Source organism: Verrucomicrobiota bacterium (assembly GCA_019247695.1).
Lineage (GTDB): Bacteria > Verrucomicrobiota > Verrucomicrobiia > Chthoniobacterales > JAFAMB01 > JAFBAP01.
On the sequence record JAFBAP010000027.1, the window covers coordinates 13610 to 35123 of the forward strand.

19 protein-coding genes are annotated in these 21514 nt (G+C 61.2%); 9 read left to right on the forward strand and 10 right to left on the reverse strand.

Features of this window, described 5'->3' with window-relative positions; genetic code table 11:
• Positions 1-79: 79 nt before the first annotated feature.
• Positions 80-1030, reverse strand: a complete 951-nt coding sequence (locus tag JO015_03020) for a cyclase family protein (protein MBV9998064.1) — start codon at positions 1028-1030, stop codon at positions 80-82.
• A gap of 352 nt (positions 1031-1382) precedes the next feature.
• Here JO015_03020 and trpC point away from each other — a divergent pair, with 352 nt between their 5' ends.
• The 4 genes from trpC to JO015_03040 all read left to right on the forward strand — a co-directional run bounded on the left by trpC (position 1383) and on the right by JO015_03040 (position 5074).
• On the forward strand, positions 1383-2171 hold the full coding sequence (trpC, locus tag JO015_03025) for an indole-3-glycerol phosphate synthase TrpC (GenBank protein ID MBV9998065.1): 789 nt from the start codon (positions 1383-1385) through the stop codon (positions 2169-2171).
• Complete coding sequence (locus tag JO015_03030) at positions 2168-3205, forward strand: RluA family pseudouridine synthase (GenBank protein ID MBV9998066.1); 1038 nt, start codon at positions 2168-2170, stop codon at positions 3203-3205. The genes trpC and JO015_03030 overlap by 4 nt, the downstream gene beginning before the upstream one ends.
• Before the next feature lie 756 nt (positions 3206-3961).
• Positions 3962-4357 (forward strand): response regulator, encoded by a 396-nt coding sequence (locus tag JO015_03035; protein ID MBV9998067.1) that lies wholly within the window; start codon positions 3962-3964, stop codon positions 4355-4357.
• Positions 4358-4516: 159 nt separating this feature from the next.
• On the forward strand, positions 4517-5074 hold the full coding sequence (locus tag JO015_03040; GenBank protein ID MBV9998068.1) for a hypothetical protein: 558 nt from the start codon (positions 4517-4519) through the stop codon (positions 5072-5074).
• A 426-nt stretch (positions 5075-5500) separates the two neighbouring features.
• Here the strand turns inward: JO015_03040 and JO015_03045 are convergent, their stop codons facing one another.
• On the reverse strand, positions 5501-6577 hold the full coding sequence (locus tag JO015_03045) for a low specificity L-threonine aldolase (GenBank protein ID MBV9998069.1): 1077 nt from the start codon (positions 6575-6577) through the stop codon (positions 5501-5503).
• A gap of 175 nt (positions 6578-6752) precedes the next feature.
• Between JO015_03045 and JO015_03050 the strand changes: the two genes are divergently transcribed.
• Positions 6753-7364, forward strand: a complete 612-nt coding sequence (locus JO015_03050) for a hypothetical protein (protein ID MBV9998070.1) — start codon at positions 6753-6755, stop codon at positions 7362-7364.
• Between the two features lie 187 nt (positions 7365-7551).
• Here the strand turns inward: JO015_03050 and JO015_03055 are convergent, their stop codons facing one another.
• The 5 genes from JO015_03055 to JO015_03075 form a co-directional block, all read right to left on the reverse strand.
• Complete coding sequence (locus JO015_03055; GenBank protein ID MBV9998071.1) at positions 7552-8451, reverse strand: ribokinase; 900 nt, start codon at positions 8449-8451, stop codon at positions 7552-7554.
• Positions 8452-8539: 88 nt separating this feature from the next.
• Entirely contained in the window at positions 8540-10432 is a 1893-nt protein-coding gene (gene ccsA, locus JO015_03060) for a cytochrome c biogenesis protein CcsA (GenBank protein MBV9998072.1), read from the reverse strand.
• Positions 10429-11592 carry a cytochrome c biogenesis protein ResB gene (locus tag JO015_03065; GenBank protein ID MBV9998073.1) on the reverse strand — a complete coding sequence of 388 codons (1164 nt, stop codon included), beginning with the start codon at positions 11590-11592 and terminating at the stop codon, positions 10429-10431. The genes ccsA and JO015_03065 overlap by 4 nt, the downstream gene beginning before the upstream one ends.
• Complete coding sequence (locus JO015_03070; GenBank protein MBV9998074.1) at positions 11589-12284, reverse strand: hypothetical protein; 696 nt, start codon at positions 12282-12284, stop codon at positions 11589-11591. Before JO015_03070 ends, JO015_03065 begins: the two co-directional genes overlap by 4 nt.
• 30 nt (positions 12285-12314) lie before the next feature.
• Positions 12315-12818: a DUF420 domain-containing protein gene (locus JO015_03075; GenBank protein ID MBV9998075.1), complete on the reverse strand. Its 504-nt coding sequence runs from the start codon at positions 12816-12818 to the stop codon at positions 12315-12317.
• 544 nt (positions 12819-13362) lie between these two features.
• Here JO015_03075 and JO015_03080 point away from each other — a divergent pair.
• A complete protein-coding gene (locus JO015_03080) occupies positions 13363-14559 on the forward strand; it encodes an acetate kinase (protein ID MBV9998076.1) in 1197 nt (398 codons plus the stop codon).
• Between the two features lie 43 nt (positions 14560-14602).
• Entirely contained in the window at positions 14603-16666 is a 2064-nt protein-coding gene (gene pta / locus JO015_03085; GenBank protein MBV9998077.1) for a phosphate acetyltransferase, read from the forward strand.
• A gap of 338 nt (positions 16667-17004) precedes the next feature.
• On the opposite strand, the gene JO015_03090 is transcribed toward pta, so the two are convergent.
• Both JO015_03090 and JO015_03095 read right to left on the reverse strand, forming a co-directional pair.
• Positions 17005-18015, reverse strand: coding sequence for a LacI family DNA-binding transcriptional regulator (locus tag JO015_03090; GenBank protein MBV9998078.1), 1011 nt, complete (start codon positions 18013-18015; stop codon positions 17005-17007).
• A 217-nt stretch (positions 18016-18232) separates the two neighbouring features.
• Positions 18233-18754 carry a DUF1697 domain-containing protein gene (locus JO015_03095; GenBank protein MBV9998079.1) on the reverse strand — a complete coding sequence of 174 codons (522 nt, stop codon included), beginning with the start codon at positions 18752-18754 and terminating at the stop codon, positions 18233-18235.
• 174 nt (positions 18755-18928) lie between these two features.
• Between JO015_03095 and JO015_03100 the strand changes: the two genes are divergently transcribed.
• Entirely contained in the window at positions 18929-19333 is a 405-nt protein-coding gene (locus JO015_03100; GenBank protein MBV9998080.1) for a hypothetical protein, read from the forward strand.
• Positions 19334-19385: 52 nt separating this feature from the next.
• Entirely contained in the window at positions 19386-20660 is a 1275-nt protein-coding gene (locus JO015_03105; GenBank protein MBV9998081.1) for a sigma-70 family RNA polymerase sigma factor, read from the forward strand.
• Positions 20661-20708: 48 nt separating this feature from the next.
• On the opposite strand, the gene JO015_03110 is transcribed toward JO015_03105, so the two are convergent.
• Positions 20709-21326 carry an FkbM family methyltransferase gene (locus JO015_03110; GenBank protein ID MBV9998082.1) on the reverse strand — a complete coding sequence of 206 codons (618 nt, stop codon included), beginning with the start codon at positions 21324-21326 and terminating at the stop codon, positions 20709-20711.
• Positions 21327-21514: the final 188 nt, after the last annotated feature.

A 21514-nucleotide genomic window follows, 5' to 3' on the forward strand; every position in this document is an offset into this window, starting at 1 on the left:
GAATACGGCAATACGTGCCGGGCGTTAAGCCAACGGCCCCCTAAGCCGATATTCTACCAAGACAATTATCTGAATGGTATTACTTAATTGCCTGAGGGTTGACCGGAGAGCCCGCACCGCCCGGTAGATGGAGCGGCGGAGCGACGAAGAAGAATTCGTAGACGCCGTCTGCGGCGCAATCCTCCGCCAACTCTTTCACGTAAAAGATTTCACCCATCGAGATCCCGATTGAGGGGATGACGACCCAATGCCAAGGCTGTTTCGCTTCGTTGGTTTCGTTGGGACGAACTTCGCAGCCCCACGTGTCGGCGCAGATTGCCGCGATGTCCTTCTCGCGGATCCAGTAACAGGTCTCAAAGGCGAGACCCGGGGCAGGGCCTCCGCCATACCCAGCCCAGTCACGCTGCGCGAGGCAGCGCTCCTGATGGCCGGTACGAACGATCACGAAGTCGCCTTTTCGGACCTCGACGGCCTGATGCGTAGCACAGGCATCCAGATCGGCGTTGGTGACGGCGTAACCGTCCTCAAGCGAATCGAGGCCTTTGAACCGCGCCACATCAAGCAACACCCCGCGCCCGACCATCTTACTCCGCACGTGCTCGATCCCAAGCTTCTTTGCGCCGCGGGCATCGACCAGCCGCGCATCGTGGCCATTGTACATCCTGTCATCGAGGAAAATGTGACAGAGTGCGTCCCACTGCGTGGATGCCTGGCAGGGCATATTGATCGCGTCATCCGCGTAGCGCAAATACGGCGCGGGCTCGTCCTGGTTGCCGGCTGCTGCGTCAGTGCCCGTCGCCAGCATCGTGTGAATGGGATTCCAACGGCCACCGAAAAGGCCGGACTGAATCGGCTCCTTCAGCGAGAGGCCAAGCGCGAATACTTTACCTTTCCGGATCAGGCGGGCTGCGGTGACGATGTCGTCAGCCGTGACGTTGTTCAGGGTTCCTATCTGGTCTTCGGGTCCCCAGCGTCCCCAGTTAGAAAGCTGCTTGGCAGCCTCGTAGATTGCAGCCTTATCAACCTTCATCTGTTTTCCTCCACCTGGTCCTACGGGTCGCGGTAAACCTCCCACAGCTCCCCTCGAAGGCAAACACTCGTTCATCGGACCCTGTCCCCGGCCCCCTTATACCATTCAGATAATTGTCCTGGTAGAATGCCGGCCCAGGGGGATGCCGGCGCCGGAGGATGCTCCGGACTTGGTTGAATCGGTCACGCTTTCTGCCGCCCCTTTCAGGGCTGAGTCGTGGGACGGAAGACAAAAATTTTACCTCAATGGCCGTCGAAATGATATCAGCCCTTGCCTTAGCCGCTGCTCAGGTTTTGGATACTCGGGCAACCGCCGCCTCGACGAACCCGCGCCGTTGGTTAAAGATTGAAGCATGAGCCGCCTCGACGAAATCGTTGCCCACAAGAAAACAGAAATCGAACCATGGCTCGCCCATACCGAGGCTTGGCGTGACCGGGTTTTAAGCCATCGCCCAAACTACCGCGGCTTCGAGCAGCGATTGCTGGCGCGCGGTTTCGGGGTCGTGGCTGAGATCAAACGCGCGTCCCCCTCCGCCGGCCTGATTGCGGATAATTTCGACCCGGTAACCGTCGCCAGGCAATACGACGCCGCCAATGCCGATTGCATCTCCGTTTTGACCGACGAACGCTTTTTCCAGGGCCACCTGGATTACCTGGCCTTGGTGCGGAAGCACGCCGGGCGGCCGTTGCTCCGGAAAGACTTTACCTTGCACGAAGTCCAGGTTTACCAGGCCGCGTTGGCCGGGGCGGACGCGGTTCTGCTGATTGTGGCCGCGCTGGATGACCAAACCCTCGCCCATTTGATGAACGTCTCCCGTGAGATCGGCATTGATTGCCTGGTGGAAGTGCATCAGCCGTACGAACTGGAGCGCGCGTTGAAGGCCGGGGCGACGCTTTTAGGGATTAACAACCGCGATCTGACGACCTTTAAAATCGATCTGCAAACCACTGAAGACCTGGCGTCCCTGATCCCGGAACAATGCACCGTCATCAGCGAGAGCGGAATCAGGACCAAAGAAGACGTCGAGCGCGTGGCCGCGGCCGGCGTTGACGGCGTACTCATCGGCGAGGCCCTGATGCGGTCGTCTGAGCCGGGCCGCTTGCTCGAGGAGTTGCGGTCGGCGGCAACGGCCGCGAAATGAACCCCGGCGCATTGCCTGTGCCCTGGAGACCGGTTGTCGTGTCTCCGGAATACGCGAAGCGGCGGCTCGACGTGTTTGTGGCGCAGGCGCTGCCGCACCTGTCTCGTTCCCGGGTCCAGGCCCTGATCGAGCAAGGCAACATCCTGCTTAACCAGAAACCGGTGCGGGCCCGTGAAATGGTCCGCACGGGCGACGTGGTCTCGGTCCGGGAACCGCCGCCGCAACCGGCGGCGGTGACGCCGGAAGACATCTCGCTGAACGTCCTCTTCGAGGACGAGTACCTCCTGGTCCTGGATAAACCTGCGGGCATGGCCGTGCATCCGGGTGCCGGGCTGCATTCCGGCACGCTGGTCAATGCGCTGCTGGCGAGACCGGGCTCGTTGAGTTCGATCGGCGGCGAAGCGCGACCAGGCATCGTCCACCGTCTGGACAAGGATACCACCGGGTGCCTGGTTGTCGCGAAAACCGATCAGGTTCACCTCCGGTTAAGCCGCCAGTTCGCCGGGCGCGAAGTGATCAAGTGGTACCTGGCGATCTGCCGCGGCGTCCTCAAACAATCACCGGTGGACATCAAGGCGCCAATCGGCCGTCACCCGGTCCAACGCCACAAGATGGCGGTGACGCCGCGCGGCCGGCCGGCACGGACGACCTTCACGCTGGCGCAACGGCTCGCGGCCGGCAGCCTGCTGCATTGCCGCTTGTGGACGGGGCGGACGCACCAGATTCGGGTTCATCTCCAGGAACTGCACAACCCATTGTGCGGGGACCCGGTCTACGGCGGCGCGGACCCGCGGTTTCCCCGTCCCCTGCTGCACGCGTGGCAGCTCGGATTTTTTCATCCGGCCGACCGGCGCTGGATGAATTTCATCGCCCAAGTGCCGGATGATTTTGTTAGGCTGGGAGTCGATACCGATGAGCTTATTCGAAAGTGGCCTCGAATACCTGATCCGGCAATTAGAGGCGAATCAGCGCCTTCACCAGGAACGCTATTCTCGCGCCCTCCTGGACCGGATCCAAGCGATCGCGACGAGTGAACCGGAGGAAATCGAAACCGCCGAGGAGGTAGTGGCCTTGACGGCCAACGGCGCCGACCTCTGGCCGCTTACGCCCGCCGCCGTCGAGGTGCCTTCCGGCGAAGAAGCGGTATCCGGCGAACCGGCCGAAACGCTGGAATCGTTGCGTGAGCGGGCGATGCAATGTCGAAAATGCCCGCACCTGGCGGCGTCCCGCCACCAGGTGGTTTTCGGCATCGGGAACCCGGAGGCGGAACTGATGTTTGTCGGGGAAGCGCCGGGCGCCGATGAGGACCTGCGCGGAGAACCTTTCGTCGGGCGGGCCGGGGAACTGCTTACCCGTATCATCGGCACGATGGGATTTTCGCGGCAGGACGTCTACATCGCGAACGTGCTCAAGTGCCGTCCGGACATGCCGCCGGGAACACCCGGCAACCGGCCGCCGACCCCGGCTGAAATGGAGACCTGCCTCCCGTACCTGCGCCGGCAGATCGAACTGATCCGTCCGCAGGTGATGGTCGCGCTCGGTGCCACTGCCATGCGCGGGCTGTTCGGCACGTCCGAGCCCATGCGCGGCCTTCGCGGCCAGTGGCACGAATTTGACGGAATCCCCGTCATGGCCACGTTCCATCCGTCGTACCTGTTGCGTAACCAAGCGCTGACCGAGAAGCGTAAAGTGTGGGAGGACATGCTCCTGGTGCTCGAGCGTTTAAACCGTCCGATCAGCGAGCGACAACGCAACTATTTCATGGCCAAGTAAAGCAACTCATCATTTCCATGGCAACCAATCCCCCACCCGAGGTTGGTGCGTCTACCCGCTCGGTGATGGTGGTCGATGATGAACCGGAAATCGCCGGTTACCTCGCCCAGGCGCTCAGCGACCACCATTGGCGGGTAACCATCGCCGTCGACGGACTCGATGCGCTGGAAAAGATCCGGCAAACGGGTGCACCCGATCTTCTCGTCCTGGATCTCGGACTGCCTCGCATGGGTGGGATGGAACTGGCCCACAGGATCCGCTCCCAACATCCCCGGACCCGTATCATCGTCTCTACCGGTTACAGCATCCGGCTGGAACCCCACGAGATCCAGGAACTCAACATCCGGCGGGTGCTCTCTAAACCCTACGGATTGGAAGTCCTGGTCGAGGCGGCCGACGAAGCGTTGGCGTGACCTGCAGGGAAGCAGGCAAGGAAAACGCCACAAATGACGGAGCTTCTTTGCGGCTGCAGGCTCCTATACAAAGGTTAAAAAAAGCCGGCCCTTCCTCACTTGCGGCATTTTTCACTTTTCACTTGTGGCATTCGCGGCGTTTTCCTTTGATCACGACCGATGAGTTGCCCGAAAGCTTTGTTCCTGGCGGGTGCGGCTGGTCTGTCGCTCTTCCTGACGGCCTCCGCTTGCCGCGCGATCGAATGGAGATCCTCGTTTTATAAATGCGTGGTGAACCTGCCTGATACCTCGCCCCAATTTAATCCCTGGGCCCCCCTGAGTTCGACCCGTGGCGAGGATGAATCCGGCCTGGTGGGAATAACGGGCGCGCACCGGGTCGATTTCAGTGCGTACGTCTTCCTCGGGGTCATCCGGCTGGATCAGCAACCCAAATTTCAATTGAACGACAAAACCGTTCCCGAGCTCGAGAAACGGTACTTCGGCCCCGGAATGGGCTTCCTGCATTCGCTCGAACCGCTGCGGCGCAAGGACGGCATTCCGGGCTACCGGCTGACCGGCACCCACAAGTATAACGGCACCACTTACAACATCGTGGTGGACCTGCTGCAAGCCAATAACATGATCTATGAACTTGCCGGCCTGACCCAATACGAGCAGAAACCGCTCAAAGATCCGGACATAAGGTATTTCATGGAAAGCTTCCGGGTGACCCGGTGAGAGTTGAGTTCGGGGTTCGGAGTTCGGAGTTTGGAGTTCGGAGCGGCAGAGAATGCCACAGATGAGGAGAGGTGGCGGGTAACGGGTAACGGGTAACGGGTAACGGGTAACGAGTAACGAGTAACGAGTAACGGGTGTCGGGTAAGCAGTAACGAGTAACGAGTTGCGGGTACAAACTCGGAGAGGCCGGGCGGCATGCTGCGAATGAAGCACGCTGATCTGTGTCAATCTGTGTAATCTGTGGACGTTTTCTCTCTTTTCTGCGTGTTCTGCGGATGATTTAGTCTTCCCGCCGTGGTCGCCGTGGTTCGCCGTGTGAACTCTTACGTTGTGCCCGCCCAACCCGCTGTGCCCGCCGTGTGACCGTGTGAACTCTTACGTTGCGCCCGCCTTCCCGCTGTGCCCGCCGTGTGACCTTAATCTGTGTCAATCTGTGTAATCTGTGGATAGATCTCTTTTCTGCGGAGCCGCCAGTCCGGCCGCGTCCTGGAGGAAGGCATCGACGTCCTCCGGAGTCGTATCCCACGCGCACATCAACCGTGCGCCGCCCCCGGGCCCCACATCGGTGTAAAAGCGCCACCCGCGTTGGTAAAGCCCTTCGACCACCCGCGCCGGCAACTTCGTAAAGACCGCGTTAGCCTGGGTCGGAAACAAGAGTTTGACCTCCGGCAGCCGCTCCAACCCTTGCCGTAGCCGCAGGGCCATCGTGTTGGCGTGAGCCGAGCGTTCCAGCCACCGGTCTTTCTCCAAAAATGCCAGCCATTGGGCGGAGATGAAACGCATCTTGGAAAAGAGATGGCCGCTCTGTTTAAGCCGGTACTCAAAATCTCGAGCCAGTTCGCGCCGGAAAAATACGATCGCCTCACCATAGGCAAGGCCGGCCTTGGTGCCTCCGAAGCTGAGGAGATCCACGCCGGCCTTCCACGTCAGGTCAGCCGGTGAACAACCGTGACAGGCGACCGCGTTGGCGATACGGGCACCATCCAAATGCACGACTAAACCGGCTTCGTGAGCAGTCGCGGCCAGTTCGGCGGTTTCAGCCGGTGAATAGACGGTGCCCAGTTCCGTTGCGTTAGTGATCGAAACCGCTCGTGCCCGCGATGCATGAATCGGACGCAGTCCCTGCAGAACGCGGCCGATCGCCTCCGGCCGGATTCTGGCCTGTTCACCCGGCACGGGCAAGAGCCTGGCACCCGGAACAAAGTGTCCCAGGGCATTACATTCGTCGGTTTCAAGGTGTGAAAACTCGTGCACGAGCACCGCTTCATAGGGTTGCACCGCCGCAGCCAGCCCGAGGCAATTCGCCGCCGTCCCGTTTGCCGCGAAGTGAACCGCGCACTCGCAGCCGAAAACCCCGGCAACCGCGTCCCGCGCCCGCGCGGTGACCTCATCACCTCCGTAGCCGCTGGCGTGGCCGGAACCATAAAGGGCCATGGCCTCGATAACCTCGGGAAACACCCCCGCGTTATTGTCGCTCGCAAACTGCCGGCGGGAAGGCGCCATCCGCCAGCATGAACGCGTTCGAAGCGAGGAGCAACGGGAACAATTGCAGTTGCACCGCCGGAAACAACCGGCGCCGCGCAACCTCGCCGGACCGCTGGGGAACGACGCAAACGAATAACGGGCCGATCCACATTACGCTCGACCTTGACGGGTCGCCTGAACGAAAAACTCGGTCATGGAAGAGGAAATGGTGCTGGTGGTGCGCAGGGCCTTGTTCGATCAACTCGGGGCCTTCCAGGGCCTGAGCTTTGAGGCAAACCGTTACCTGCCGAGCTTCCTGGCGCGGGAACACAACTTCTTCGCGCTGCGTTCCGCCGCGGAGCAGGATCCGAGTCTTAAACAAATCATTCCTTACGCAATCGTGACCCACGGTGGCAAAGTCCTGCGGTACCGGCGCGGCAAAAAGTCGGGTGAACAACGCCTCGTGGCCAAAGGGTCGATCGGCATCGGCGGCCACATGAATGATTCGGACGAAGGCCTGTTTACGCTGGACGAAGCGGCCTACCTGGCGGGAGTGAAACGCGAGATCGAGGAGGAGATTTCGATCCCGGAGCCGGTTTCGAACCGGGTCGTGGCCCTGATTAATGACGATTCGAATGAAGTCGGCCGGGTCCACCTCGGCGTGGTGCACCGGGTGGAACTGCCCAGCCCCGAAGCCGTCAAACGCGAAAGCATGATCCTCGGGATAGAATTCCTGACCGCGGAACAACTTCGCGCCGAACGCGGCACCCTCGAAACCTGGTCACAGATCTGCCTGGACAACCTGGAGCGAATCCTCAACGGATAGCGAGTAACTGGTAACTGGTAACTGGTGCGGGCAGACGAAGGGAACGTCACGCCGCGGACGATGTCCGCGTGTTATGGGCCGGGGCGCCCTTTCGTGGGCAATACACCACGCCCGGCCGGAAATGCAAGACGACCGCTTGCCTGTGAAGGGTCCAGCGCCTTGCCGGGTTTCCTCCACCCGCTACCCGTTACCCGTTACCCGCGACCTCCGCGCGGTACGGCATGCCGGCCTGCGCACCGGCCCGGGTGACCTTGAGGGACGCAGCCCGGGTAGCCTGCCCGGCCGCCTCCGGTAAACTGAGGCCGTCGGCAATTCCGACTCCGAGCCAGCCGACGAAGCAATCCCCTGCCCCCGTGGTATCGACAGGTCGAACTTTTGGGGCCGGAAGCCGCCCTTTGCCTTCGGCATCGGCATAGATCACGCCTTCAGAACCGAGCGTGATCACCACCTGCCTGCAGCCCTGATTCAGAAACCAGCTCACGGCTTGATCCAAATCCGAAACGCCGCTGTAATCCTTCGCTTCGTGCTCGTTGACGACGATCGTGTGGACCGCGGCAAGGACCGGCTGCGGCAAGGGCCGTGACGGCGCCGGATTCAAGATCCAGCGTTTACCCAGTTCGTCGCAGAGCCGGGCTACCGCCCCAATGGCCTCATCCCGGATCTCGAGTTGGGAAATGACCACGTCCGCGCGCTCGAAAGCCGGCCGTGCCGCCGACACCATCGTGGAATCAAGCGCATCATTGGCCGATTTCGCGACGGCGATCAGGTTGTCCCGGGTTTTGCCGTCCACAAGGATAAGGGCGACTCCGCTGGGTACGCCGGGAGCGACCTGGAAATGGTCGAGATCGATCCCCTCGGCGGCGAGCCGGTCCCGGGCAGCCTTGCCGAAATCATCGGCGCCCCGGGCCGCGACAAAGGTGACATTACCCCCGGCGCGCGCGGCCGCCACCGCCTGGTTGGCGCCTTTGCCGCCTCCGAACGTTTGAAATTCGCCGCCCAGCACCGTTTCTCCGGGACCGGGCAGCCGGTCGCAGTAAACGACCAGATCGGTGTTTGAACTTCCGATGACGAGAATCCGGGAGGGCATAACTGCAGAAGACCAGCTGATCACGATGCCGTCAACCGGCTAACGGGCTTTTGAAACAGTCGATCGCGCGCGGGTCGCCGCATCAGGGCTACTTCGTCAGCTGCCCGGCCTGCTCGAGCGGCGCAACGGGCCGTTTCGGGCCCCGCGAAGCCACGGGAAGCAGGCCGATCCCGATCAGGACGAGCTGGCCGGCGATGAAGCCGATCAGGACGTTGAACGCCTGGTCCATGAACCCGTACGAATGCAGTCCGACGCCGAGCATATTCGTGCCGAACCACGAGAGGCTCGTGATGATGTTGCCGAACACGGCCATCAACGCAATCCCGCGTTCCTTGACGTAACCGCCCCAGCGGGCATGGAGGATGATCGCGTTCCAGAGGACGATGAGCAGGGCCCCGTTCTCCTTGGGGTCCCAGCCCCAGAAACGTCCCCAGGATTGGTCCGCCCAGATCCCGCCGAGGATCGTGCCGACGAGGCTGAACAAGGTGGCAAAGCAGACGATCCCGTAGATCATCCGGCCCAGTGACCGGCTCAATTCCGGGGTAAAAGACCTCACGAACAGCCGCCGGATGACGTAAATCACCCCGAGCAGACCGGCCAGGAAGGTGGACGAATAGCCGAGCGCCACGACCACGACGTGCGTGGCGAGCCAGACGTTGGTATCGAGAACGGCCCGGAGCATTTCGAGGGTGTCGCCGTCCAACTGCAGGTTGTAAGCGATCAGGAGCGTCACGAAACCGGCAGTGGCGGCGCACACGTTGCCGATGCCGTTACGGTAAATACGTTCGAGAAACAGGCAGAGCAACACCGCTCCCCACCCCACGAAAATCGCCGAACTGTAAAGGTTCGTCACCGGCGGGCGGCCCTGAAGGTACATGCGGGTGATCAGCCCGCCCGTGTGCAGCACAAACGCCAGCAGGAGCAACCACCCGGCCACCCGCGCCAGCGTTCGCGGCCAGAACAGCCACGAAAGCACCGCGCAGATGAACACGAGCACGTATAAAACCATCGCCTGCAGGAAGGGAGCGGCGTGATTGAACCAGGCTTCCAGGTCAGGACGGTTCAACTCTCCGGGAACGGTGCGGCGCAGGTAGTTCTGATAGTTGCTCACCGCGGCGTTAAAACCCGCGGCATCGCCTTGCCGGTAAGCGGAGATTAACGTTGCGTAAAACCCAACCGCAGGCTCGACGCGGCGAGTACGGATCGTGCCCAGCAACGCTTCACCAACGTGTTGCCAGCGGCCGGTCGCATCCGGCGCGGCGGGATCAGGAAATGCGTAGACGTACCTCGCCTGCGCCAGGTTTTGGTACCGCTGCGTAAACTGCAGAATCCGTTCGAAAGCAGCCTGGTCAAACGGCTTGCCCGCGTCGCGATCCTGGATGGCTTGCATGCCGGTGGGAACGGCCTGCGCGAACGCATCGATCTCTTCCTTGAAATCGGGTGATCCTTCCGGCTGAAGGCTGTTCTTGAGCCGGAGGTAAAGCAGCAGCGCGTTACGCAGCTTGATGATCTCGCGCTGAAAAGCGTTGCGCGTCTGCGCGTCGGTTTGTTCGGCCGCTTGGGCCTGCTTTTCAATCTCGCTCAGGAACGGCTTGAACTCGTTAAAGGAAAAAAGGTTGAAGGCAAACAGTTTGTCCTGCCGGTCGCTGCCGCCGAGCAGGTCGAGCAACTCGGGATTCACAATCTCGAATACCCTGGCCTGATCAGCTTCTTCCGGGCGCATCATCACGTTTACCAGCCACGCCACCGGCGGCACGGGTTTGTGCGGAACCGGTTCGTAAGCGCCGTGATGATTCATCAGCGACAATGAGATGCGCGCCACGCTGTCCATCGGCATCACCCGGCCGCCGACCAGCACCGGGAGTTTGCCGAACTCGACAAAATTGAAACCCTGCGGAGCCGGCTTTTCGGGCATCATCTTACTTGCAAGCCAGCCCGCGACGAGCAGCACGAAGATCCAGGGTGCAGCCTTTTTGATCATGACGCGGATGCTGATGCTCCCTGCATTTTACGTGCAAACCGGAACAGGTGCATACCGAACTGCAGCAGCAGGCCGGCGACCAGGAGACCGCAGGAAATGTAGGGCACCAGCCGGCCCGGGTTCTGCACCACCTGCAGGATGGTGGTGCGGTCGTTGTTATCGTAACCCGCCTGGTAAAAGGTCAGTCCGGCGTAACGCAACGGATGATTCATGTAGATCGATAATTCGCGGTCTTCCTTACGGGCCGGGTCAACCAGCCGGACCTGGCTGGAAAAATTTTTCGCGATATCGGTCCCGGCATAGCGGTCGTGACGGAACTTGAGCAGCTGCAGCGAAAACGGCTGGTAATAACGTTGCGGCTGCAGAGCGATTTGGAACGGCTTGCCTCCAACCTGGAAGTTGACCGGTTGCGGGAACCCGCTGGAAACGCTCCAGGAGCCGGCCGGCTGATCCTTGTCGAGAAGCGTCACGGCCGCGGTGGCGACGTTTCGTTCGTCCTGCTTATAGGTTTTGGGGATTTGCACGGCGACAGCCATCGGGCCCAGCTTCAGGTGCGGGTAAGCCGGTGACGGCAACCGGCCGGGGTTAACCAGAGCCGAATTGGGGTAGAAATCGTTCACCACCACTTTGAAATCCGTGCCGGGCACCTGAATGGTCCGGCCTTTGCGGAGGTCGGAGTCAGGGATGGAAATGATACGGTCACGGTCCGGCTGCGATTTGTCGGTGATGGCAAGTTCGTCGAAGTACGGGCTTTCGGAGAAATTTTTGCGTTCGCCTTCATCCAAACGCATCTGGCTTTCGACCTGGAAGATGCTGGTGATGAGTTGCCCGACCAGCATCAGGATGAGACCGGCGTGGAGCACGACGATGCCGAGCTTCTTCCAACTGAACTTAAACCGGGCCAGATGCGCGGCGATCAGGTTCAGGAGCAGCACGCCGCCCACCACGTATCCGCCCGGAAACCAGGGCACGGCGAACCGGGTGCCCGGGATCGGCAGAAACAGGGCAAAACTTTTGAAGTAACGGTTCTGCGCTTCGTAGATGCCGATGTGCACCTGGTCGAGCGTGCCGACGAAGACCAGGACCATCGCGCACGCGAGGCAGATGATCGTGAGCTTCAGCGACGCAAGGGGACGGAAAAGCGTTTTTATCCTGATCATTGATCGTTGCTCGACTTGGGTCGCCCAGGCGCACCCGGTTCACCTTCGGATGAAACCTGGGAGAACTGGAACGATTGCACAAACTGCGCAAAAGTCTCCTTCTGCGTTTCGACGAAGGCGGGCGGACCCGTCATCTTCACAAACCAGGTCCGGTCCGGGGTCTCCAGAACCGCGCCGAGGATCCGGGAAGGCTTGGCGCTTTGCGGCGGCGAGGCGTAGTCGACGAGAATACCTTCGACCGGGCCGGCCTGAACCGGCTGGGTCGCCTGCCGGAGTTCTTCATCGGAGGCGGGCGGCAACTCCACCTGCCCGCGCCACCGGTTCAAATTGGACGCCAGGCCGCCGGCCGTCCCGGGAAAGGAAACCACGGAAATATCGGCGTTTGCACCATCCGGTCCCGACGCCCGGAAACTTCCTTGCCGCATTTCGCTCAACGGCTGCTCCTGCCAGTTTGCCGGCGTGGTCCATTTCACCGCCGCAGCGGGTGCCGGCCCCGGCGCAACCAAGCCTGCCGCCATGAGTTCAGTCTGGCTGCTCGGGGGCTTGGGGACATCGTAAACCTGGACCGTGCGCCGCTCGCAACCCGCCACCGACATCAGGCTGAGGACAAGCCCGGCCCGCCGCAGCGGCGCCCGCATGTCTCGGGTCAACTTCCAAACGGTTACTACAGACAAAGACAAACGATTGTACATGCGAACTGCTCAGCCGGGCACCTCTCAGGCTCAGGCGGCGCTCTGGCCTGCCCGTGACCTCAGCTCAAAACGTCTTTTTAACTCCTCAAAATGGGTCGAAGGGAACCACTGGTATAGCATAAAATACACGAGCACGCCCGTGATTGAAACGTAAAGCCAGATCGGCAGGGTGAACTTGCCCATCCTGCGGTGCCGGTCGAAACGGGCCCGCAAGGCGGGAACCACGGTCAGGATGACCAGCGGAGGGATCGTGAATGCCAGCAACAGGTGCGTCGCCAGCAACAGGTAATAAAATAGCCGGATCCACCCGGGATAGGTAAATCGGACCGAGCCTTCGCCCACCGCCGCCATCATCCCGAAATGGTAACAGAGGTAGCACGTCAGAAACGCCGTCGAACAAACCAGGGCGGTGACCATGCTGGTGATGTGGAGCCGCTTGCGGTCCCGGAGGATTGCCCACCAGCCGAGCGCGATAAAGCCGGTGCTCAGGGCGTTAAGGGTGGCGTTCAGCGGCGGCAAATCAAAAATGTTCATCACGAAGGAGGCGATAGAGAATGCCACAAATGAAGAGTGTCGGGTGTCGCTCGGAGTTCGGAGTTCGGAGTTCGGAGTTTGGAGTTCGGAGCGGCAGAGAATGCCACAAGCGGAAAAATGCCACAAATGAAGAGTGGCGGGTAACGGGTAACGGGTAACGGGTGTCGGGTGTCGCTCGGAGTTCGGAGTTCGGAGTTCGGAGTTCGGAGTTCGGAGTGGCATCATGGGTGCGAGATGCCCATGTCAAGCTCCGGTTTCGTGGATTCTTTTTCTGCGTTCGTCTGCGTGTTGTGCGGATGATTCCGTCTTCCCGCCGCGTTCCGCCGAAAGATTGGATCCAGTCATAGGACGTCTCCGAGCTCCGAACCCCGAACTCCAAACTCCGAACTCTTTCCTCTTCCCGCCGTGGTCGCCGTGGTCCGCCGTGTTCGCCGTGTGAACTCTTACGTTGTGCCCGCCACACCCGCTGCGACCGCGGTGTGACTGTGTGAAGGATTGGCTTTTCACCAAACTCAATTAGGATCTCAACGTGGGATCTGAGAGCCTGAAAGTTCTGATCATCAACAGCGGCAGTTCATCGCTGAAATTCTCGTTTCTGGAAGCCGGCGCGGGCACTTTGCTGGCGGCCGGGATTGCCGAACGCCTCAACACGGACGAGGCCTCGTTTAAGGTGACGGCGCCGGAGGCCAACCGGCAGGAAGAGCGCATACCCCGCGGAGATCACCGCAGGGCGGTTCAGATGGCCGTCGGGATTCTGACCCGGGAAATCAAGCTCGAGGTGGATGCCATCGGCCATCGCGTCGTGCATGGCGGCGAATGGTTCCGCTCCGCGGTCCGGATTGATCAGGATGTCCTCGACAAGATCGAAGCCCTCGCTTCTCTGGCGCCGCTGCACAATCCCCACAGCGCCGAAGGCATCAGATTGACGCTGGAGTTCTACCCCGGGCGCCCGCAGGTGGCCGTGTTCGACACCGCTTTTCATCACACGCTCCCGCCCGAAATGTTTTTTTACGCGGTCCCATACGAGTTCTACGAAAAGTACCGGATCCGGCGGTACGGTTTTCACGGCACCAGCTACCAGTTCATTACCGAGGAACTTGCGCGGCGCTTGAACCGGCCGGCAAAGGCACTGCAGTTTATCGCCGCGCACCTCGGCAACGGTTGCAGCGCGACGGCAATCCGGAACGGTGAAAGCGTGGATACCACGATGGGGCTCACACCCCTGGAAGGCCTGGTCATGGGAACGCGCAGCGGTGACGTCGACCCTACCCTGCATCAGACCCTGCAGCGGCTGACCGGTGCGCGCCTCGCGGAAATCACGGATTGGTTGACCAAAAAGAGCGGCCTGCTCGGACTCTCCGGCGTGACCCACGACATGCGGGGCATCCTTGAAGCGATCGGACGGAATAACCTGCAGGCCAAACTGGCGTTTGACGTGTTCTGCTTTCGCCTGGCCCGGGCGCTCCTCGCGCTCACGGCGTCACTCGACCGGGTCGACGCCCTCGTCTTTATGGGCGGCATTGGTGAAAACAGCGTCCCGGTACGTGCCGACGTGCTCGGCCGCCTCAAGGTTCTCGGTTGCGAAGTGGACCCGGCGCTCAACGCCGAACACGGCAAATCGTCCGGCGGCCGGATTACCCGGGCGGGCGTACCGGCCTATGTGGTCCCGACCAACGAAGAACTGATGATCACCCGCGAGGTCGCCAGGGTGCTCGGACGGAATCAGGAGGCCGTTGCCTGACCCGGCCGCCCGGCGGCCTTCATGGATTTTCGGAGAAAGCGAAATGAAACAGACATTTTTCCTGGCGCCGGTCGGGCGTTCCCTTGGCCTGACCACCGTCGCCTTGGGGACGCTGCAGGCGCTGGATCGCCGCGGTGTGAAGGTTGGTTTTTTCAAACCGTTCAATCAACGTGCGACGGACCAGGAAGAACGGTCGGTCCATTTCATCCGGGCGATCACCCATTTGCGGCCGGCGGAACCGATCCCCTTCGGACAGGCGATGCGGCTGATTTCGGAGGGCCGGCTGGACGAACTGCTCGGGGACGTGATCGCCCGCTTTGAAGAATCTACCGCCGAAAGCGAACTCGTCATCGTCGAAGGGTTGGCGCCGACGGAAAGTGAAGGTGAGGTTTCCGCCCTGAATCAAGCCCTGCTGACCGCGCTCGGCGCCCGGCTCCTGATCGTGACGTCGGCCCAGGGCAAAGACCCTGGACAGATCGACGAAGCCATCGAGTACGGCGCCAAGATCTACGGGGGCCTGGACCGGCTGGCCGGCGTGGTCGTCAACCGCTGTCCCTCAGCGGACTTTGCCAAAACCTACCGTCAGGCCAGCCGTGTGGTCGGTCGCCGGGCCGAATTGCTCGCCGCCATTCCTCGGAACGATGCCTTGCTGCTGCCGCGCGCAATCGACCTCCAGCGCCACCTGCAGGCGGAGGTGCTGCACGGCGGCGAAATGGCGTCCCGCCGGGTTAAGTCGATGTCGCTGCTGGCCCGCACCGTTCCTAACCTCCTGCACACGTTGACGCCCGGTTCCATGCTCGTGACCCCGGCGGACCGCACCGACATCATCCTGGCCGTCGCCATGGGTGCGCTGAACCGGGTGCCCCTGGCAGGCTTGATCCTGACGGGCGACACCGAGATCGATAAACGGATCATCGATTTCTGCCAGCCGGCTTTCGATACCGGGCTGCCGCTGCTGCGGGTCACGACCAACAGCTACACGACCGCTACCGCCCTCTACGAACTCAGCCCCGAGGTACCGGCCGACGACCTCGAACGGATCCGGCAAGCCATGGAGTTCGTGGCGCAATTCGTAGACGTCGATTGGTTTATTTCTCAAAGCCAGAAACCGCTGGAGATCCGGTTGTCGCCGGCGGCGTTTCTCCACCGGCTGACCGAAAAGGCTCGCGCCGCCCGGAAACGAATCGTTCTGCCTGAGGGGAATGAGCCGCGGACGATCAAGGCGGCCGCGATCTGCACCCGGCGCGGGATCGCCCGTTGCGTTCTCCTGGCCAACCCTGCGGACGTTCAGACCGTTGCCAAGAGCCAGGACGTCACGCTGCCGCCTGACCTGGAGATCATCGAACCCGGCAAGCTCCGGGCCAACTACGCGACGCCTTTGTTCGAGGCGCGCCGGAACAAGGGCCTTTCGCGCGAGATGGCTGAAAGCCAGCTGGAAGATAACGTGGTGCTCGGAACGATGATGCTCTACCTAGGAGAAGTCGATGGCCTCGTCTCCGGGGCGGTGCACTCGACGGCCAACACCATCCGGCCGGCTTTGCAGGTCATCAAAACCAAGCCGGGCGCCAAAACGGTGTCGTCGATTTTCTTCATGTGCCTGCCGGAACAGGTGCTCGTCTATGGTGATTGCGCCGTGGTACCCGACCCGGATGTGGAGACGCTGGCCGACATCGCCATCCAGAGCGCCGATTCCGCCGCAGCCTTCGGCATCGAACCGCGCGTGGCCATGATCAGTTATTCGACCGGCACCTCCGGCTCCGGAGTTGACGTCGAAAAGGTGCGCGCGGCAACCGAACTGGCAAAAAAGTTGCGTCCCGATCTTTTGCTCGATGGGCCCCTCCAGTACGATGCGGCGTTTATCCCGGAAGTGGCCCGCGCCAAAGCGCCTGACAGCCCGGTGGCCGGACGCGCCACGGTCTTTATTTTCCCCGACCTGAACACCGGCAACACCACCTACAAGGCCGTCCAGCGCAGCGCCAACGTTGTCAGCATCGGGCCGATGCTGCAGGGGTTGCGCCGGCCGGTAAACGATTTGTCTCGCGGCGCCCTGGTCGACGACATCGTCTACACCATCGCCCTGACCGCCATCCAGGCAACCCAGGACTGAAAAAGTTCGGCGCTCGGTCACACGGCGGGCACGGCGGGTTGGGCGGGCACGACGTAAGAGTTCACACGGCGAACACGGCGGGCCACGGCGACCACGGCGAGAAGATAAATCATCCGCAGAAGACGCAGAAAAGGACAAAACGTCCACAGATTACGCAGATTACACAGATTCAAGGCATCCAAACCTTACCCACGTGAGGTATGGATGCCTTCCTCTGCGTGTTCTGCGGATGATTTATCTTCTCGCCGTGGTCGCCGTGGCCCGCCGTGTTCGCCGTGTGAACTCTTACGTCGTGCCCGCCCAACCCGCCGTGCCCGCCGTGTGACCGAGCGCCGAACTTACAAGGGCGCCGGCCCGGTAGAATCGCGCACGATCAGCTTTGCCGGCAGCACGATGCGGCAGCCCGGTCCAACCCGGCTGCCGCGGATGCGCTCCAAAAGGTAGGTGGCGGCCGATGCGCCGAGCTCTCGAATCGGTTGGGCGATCGAGGTCAATGCCGGTAGAACGTAGCGCCCCAGCTCCACCCCGTCGAAGCCGATAATCGATAAGGCGCCCGGAACCGAAAGATTGCGTTGATACGCGTAGCGCATCGTCCCGATCGCCAGGACATCGGTCACGGCAAAAAGCGCGGTTAACCCGGGGCTTCGATTGAACAGGTACTCAGTTGCGGCATACCCGCTCTCCAAAGTCAGATCCACGGCCTCAGCGATCCAGTGCGCGTGCGGCTTGATCCCCGCCTCCTGCAATGCTCGACGGTAGCCGCCCACACGCGGAGGCAAGACGCTGATGTTGGATCGTCCGGTGATGCAGCCGATCCGGCGGTGGCCAAGCTCGAGGAGGTGCCGGGTAGCTTCGTAACCGGCGCGCTCCTGATCAACCGTAACCGCGTCAGCATCGAAGCCAGGGGGAATTCGATCGACGAACACCACCGGCACCAAAACCTTTCGCAGTAGCTCCACGAGCGCCGTGAAGTCGCCCACGGCGGAGATCAGGAGCCCGTCAACGCGCTTTTGTAACAGGCTGCGGATGTGGGCTTCCTGCCGTACCGAATCCTCGTAGGAATTGCATAAGAGAAGCGAGACCTGATTTTGGAAACAGACCTCCTCGATCTCCGAAACCAACTGAGCGAAGAACGGGTCAGCAGTATTGGCCAGAAGCATGCCGATGGTCCCCGTCGTCCGGCGCCGGAGCGCCCGGGCCACGCCGCTGGGGACGTAATTGAGCGCCTTGGCAGCGTCCTGGACAGACTGTTTGATCTTGGGACTGACGGGCCGGCTGTCGTTTAATACATGGGACACCGTGGTGTAGGAAACCCCGGCCGCCCTGGCGATGTCTTTAATGGTAGGCATGGGTCATCGTTCGTCAGCGGGCCGCGGCCGCGATATAGGCCGCGTCCTTCCAGTCGAGCAGATCGTACATGCCCGGCCACGGTAGCGACAAGCCCGCAGGCGGCAAAAAGCTTGCCGGGTCAGGATGGATGCCGTGATCCCGATCGCCTCGGGTCGATGTCGCAGCGCATAACTCAAAAACTTACTGGTCCTGACCAGATCGTCTTCACTCCATCCATTACCCATAAGGAAGGCCCGCAGATATTTCGGCGAGCTTCGCCACCGTGTTCAGATTGCGTGCAGTTCCGGCCTGGGCGGCCGGGATCTTCAGTCTGGAACCGGCCATGCCCCCACCATAATGGACGTAGATTTCTCGCCGCCCGAGCCGGATCTCTTCATCCTTCCGCCCGGTCACGCCTTTCAGGGCGTCGGCAGGCGGCGGTCCGTCCAGAAAAATGGCCACCGTTCGACCGGGCACCGCGTGCGGAAACGGGTTTTCATTTAGAACGGCAGCAATCTCCGCTGCGGTGCGCACGAGCACCCCGACCCGTTTCCCGATACAGGCTTCCAACCCCATCTCGAGCGCCGCCTTGACCTGCGGCTCCGATTTTGCGCTCCGGAAGACGACGTTGCCGCTGGCGATGTAGGTTCGAACCGCTTCGAAGCCTGCGGCTTCGCACACGGCTTTAAGCTGCCGCATCGGCAACTTGCCGGTGCCGCCGACGTTTACCGCCCGCAAAAGGGCTATGAAGACCGGCATCCCGCAAACCTGGACCGAAACGATGAAAATGCCACACATGCCACAAGCGAGCGTGTTCCTTGCCGGCGCGGTTGCCTTTTTACGCGCGCCTGCGCAAAATCGGTGTCCTCGACGGCGTTGGTCGTTCGTCGTGGCATTGAAATGGAAACCAACCACAGCGCTACGAAACCGAATATGAGCACACAATCCCCAAACGAATACCTGCTGCTGTTCCGCGGAACCGGGTGGTACCAACAACTTTCGCCGGAAGAAATTCAGGAGGTAATGGGGCGATGGACGGCGTGGTTCGAACGTTTAAGCCGCGAAGGGAAGCTTAAATCGGGTTTGCCGTTGCAGCACGAGGGCAAGATTATCACCGGAAAGAACGGGCGCAGCGTCGCCGACGGGCCTTTCGCCGAGTCCAAGGAAGCCATCGGCGGCTTCTTTCTACTGCAGGTCGATGACCCCGATGAGGCGGTCCGGATCGCCCAACAGTGCCCGGGCCTGGACTACGGTGTGAGCATCGAAGTCCGGCCGGTCGCAGAGATCTGTCTGCTGCATCGTATGCACGAAGAACAACTCGCCCAGGTGACCGTTTAAGGGTGTGAACGATTTCGAGAGAGCTACGCCGCCGGCCGGGGATGTTTCCCGGCTGGCGGAACACCTTTTTCGGCAGGAAGCCGGAAAGCTCGTGTCGGTCCTTACGAGGATCTTCGGGCTTGAACGCCTGCAACTGGCGGAGGACGTGGTCCAGGAAGCTTTGATCCGCGCCTTGCAGACGTGGCCTTTCTATGGGATCCCGAACAATCCGGCTGCCTGGCTCACGCAAACCGCGAAGCACCTCGCGCTCGACTTGATTCGGAGAGAAAAGCTCTTTTATCACAAGCAGCCGGAAATCACCGCTTCGATTGAGCAATGGTCGGCCGGCTCCGGAGCGGCCGATACCCCTTTGTTGGACGACGAAATCAAAGATGACCGCCTGCGGTTGATGTTTGCGTGCTGCCATCCCCTGGTGCCGCAAGACGCCCAGGCGGCGCTGGCGCTGAAAACGCTTTGCGGGCTCGGCACCGGCGAAATCGCGACCGCTTTCCTGACGAGCGAGGCGGCGATCGCCAAGCGGCTGACGCGAGCCCGGCAAAGGATTCGCGAGCTGCAAGTTCCCTTTGAGATCCCGGCCGGCGGCGAACTGTCCCGCCGCCTGGACGGCGTGCTGCAAACCCTTTACCTGTTGTTCAACGAAGGTTACAAGGCGTCATCCGGCGCGAATCTTACCAAAAACGAACTTTGCCACGAAGCGCTCCGCCTCACGACTTTGCTGGCCGAACACCCGAGTGGTAATCAACCCCGGGTTCACGCCTTGCTCGCGCTGATGCTGCTCAACGCCGCACGTCTGCCGGCGCGCGTGGACGCCGCGGGAAACGTCCTTCGCCTCAAGGACCAGGACCGGTCGAGTTGGAACCGGGAGATGATCGGCCTCGGGATCCGGCACCTGGGCCAGTCAGCCGCCGGCGAAGAACTCAGCGAGTACCATCTGCAGGCCGGTATCGCTGCCTGCCACTGTACGGCAACCGATTACCAATCCACCGACTGGGCACGCATCGCCTTCCTTTACGATCAATGGATGCAGATAACCGATTCTCCCGTCGTCGCGCTGAACCGCGCCGTTGCCGTCGCGAACGTGAAAGGTCCGGGAGCCGGGATTGAAGCGGTCGAGGCCATTCGAAACCGGACACACCTGGAATCCTATTACCTGTTTTATGCGGTCCTTGGCACGTTCAAGGCGCAACTGGGTGAACTCGACGATGCTGCCGGACACTTTCGAAAGGCGGTTCAGCTTACCGGCATCAAATCTGAGCAGGCATTCCTGGCACAAAGACTCCGGGAATGTGAAAGGCAAGGCCGAAGCCGGAACCCGGTTGCTCGCTGAACGTTGAAGCGGATGGAAAAACCCGTTACGCCCCTTCTACCGGACGCATCACACCCTTCGGCAGAGGTAGTCGCCGCCTAGATCCAGGATCGTGTATCTATCTTGCAGGAAGGCGCGCGCGGCGGCTTTATCCTTGGCGGAAAGGTGCAGGTGTTCGAACAGAATTACTTCAGGACGGTATTTTGTCAGGTCGAGTTGCGAGAGAATTTTCCAGTCGTAACCCTCTGCATCGATGTGGAAAAGGCTGATCCGGTCGACGTTGTTTCGCTCCAGGAGCACCGGTAACGGGAGCGTCGGGACGTCCAGGGACACGATTAACCGGTCCGCGGCACCGCCAACGTACCCGACAGTTCCGAGGTGTCCGACAAGATGACGGCGATCAAACGATCCGATCTGATCGAACCACCAGGGTCGTCGTGACATCGATCCCCGCGCGGCTTTATCGATGTAGTAAAATGGGCTGACTCCGGCTTGTTCTGCGATCGCCAGATTCTCAAAGCGAAAACGCGAAGCGCCGGCATAGTTGCGGCGTAATCGTTCAAACAGAAACGGAACGGGTTCGACCAAAAGCGCCGTCCAGGACGGATTTTGAAGGAGCAGCGGCCGGACGGGGTCGCCCGTCTTCCCGTCGTTCGAACCGATCTGAACGACGTAGGCGCTTTTCATGCCGGAGAAAGCCCGCTTGAGGCGACGTTCGATTCTCCATTTGTAGTATCCTCGGCGCGATGCGCGAACCGCCGTACGCAGGAAGGGAATGGACCTCAGGATTCTTCTTAGCCGCATGACGTGGAGCTCGACGTTACCGATAAGCGGGGAACCGGTTGATTCAACCGTTGCCCCCCTGCCGGGACTAA

Coding starts and splice junctions, on each gene's coding strand:
- JO015_03020 (MBV9998064.1), bottom strand. CDS start 1,030: ATGAAGGTTGATAAGGCTGCAATCTACGAGGCTGCCAAGCAGCTTTCT.
- trpC (MBV9998065.1), top strand. CDS start 1,383: ATGAGCCGCCTCGACGAAATCGTTGCCCACAAGAAAACAGAAATCGAA.
- JO015_03030 (MBV9998066.1), top strand. CDS start 2,168: ATGAACCCCGGCGCATTGCCTGTGCCCTGGAGACCGGTTGTCGTGTCT.
- JO015_03035 (MBV9998067.1), top strand. CDS start 3,962: ATGGCAACCAATCCCCCACCCGAGGTTGGTGCGTCTACCCGCTCGGTG.
- JO015_03040 (MBV9998068.1), top strand. CDS start 4,517: ATGAGTTGCCCGAAAGCTTTGTTCCTGGCGGGTGCGGCTGGTCTGTCG.
- JO015_03045 (MBV9998069.1), bottom strand. CDS start 6,577: ATGGCGCCTTCCCGCCGGCAGTTTGCGAGCGACAATAACGCGGGGGTG.
- JO015_03050 (MBV9998070.1), top strand. CDS start 6,753: ATGGAAGAGGAAATGGTGCTGGTGGTGCGCAGGGCCTTGTTCGATCAA.
- JO015_03055 (MBV9998071.1), bottom strand. CDS start 8,451: ATGCCCTCCCGGATTCTCGTCATCGGAAGTTCAAACACCGATCTGGTC.
- ccsA (MBV9998072.1), bottom strand. CDS start 10,432: ATGATCAAAAAGGCTGCACCCTGGATCTTCGTGCTGCTCGTCGCGGGC.
- JO015_03065 (MBV9998073.1), bottom strand. CDS start 11,592: ATGATCAGGATAAAAACGCTTTTCCGTCCCCTTGCGTCGCTGAAGCTC.
- JO015_03070 (MBV9998074.1), bottom strand. CDS start 12,284: ATGTACAATCGTTTGTCTTTGTCTGTAGTAACCGTTTGGAAGTTGACC.
- JO015_03075 (MBV9998075.1), bottom strand. CDS start 12,818: ATGAACATTTTTGATTTGCCGCCGCTGAACGCCACCCTTAACGCCCTG.
- pta (MBV9998077.1), top strand. CDS start 14,603: ATGAAACAGACATTTTTCCTGGCGCCGGTCGGGCGTTCCCTTGGCCTG.
- JO015_03090 (MBV9998078.1), bottom strand. CDS start 18,015: ATGCCTACCATTAAAGACATCGCCAGGGCGGCCGGGGTTTCCTACACC.
- JO015_03095 (MBV9998079.1), bottom strand. CDS start 18,754: ATGCCGGTCTTCATAGCCCTTTTGCGGGCGGTAAACGTCGGCGGCACC.
- JO015_03100 (MBV9998080.1), top strand. CDS start 18,929: ATGAGCACACAATCCCCAAACGAATACCTGCTGCTGTTCCGCGGAACC.
- JO015_03110 (MBV9998082.1), bottom strand. CDS start 21,326: ATGAAAAGCGCCTACGTCGTTCAGATCGGTTCGAACGACGGGAAGACG.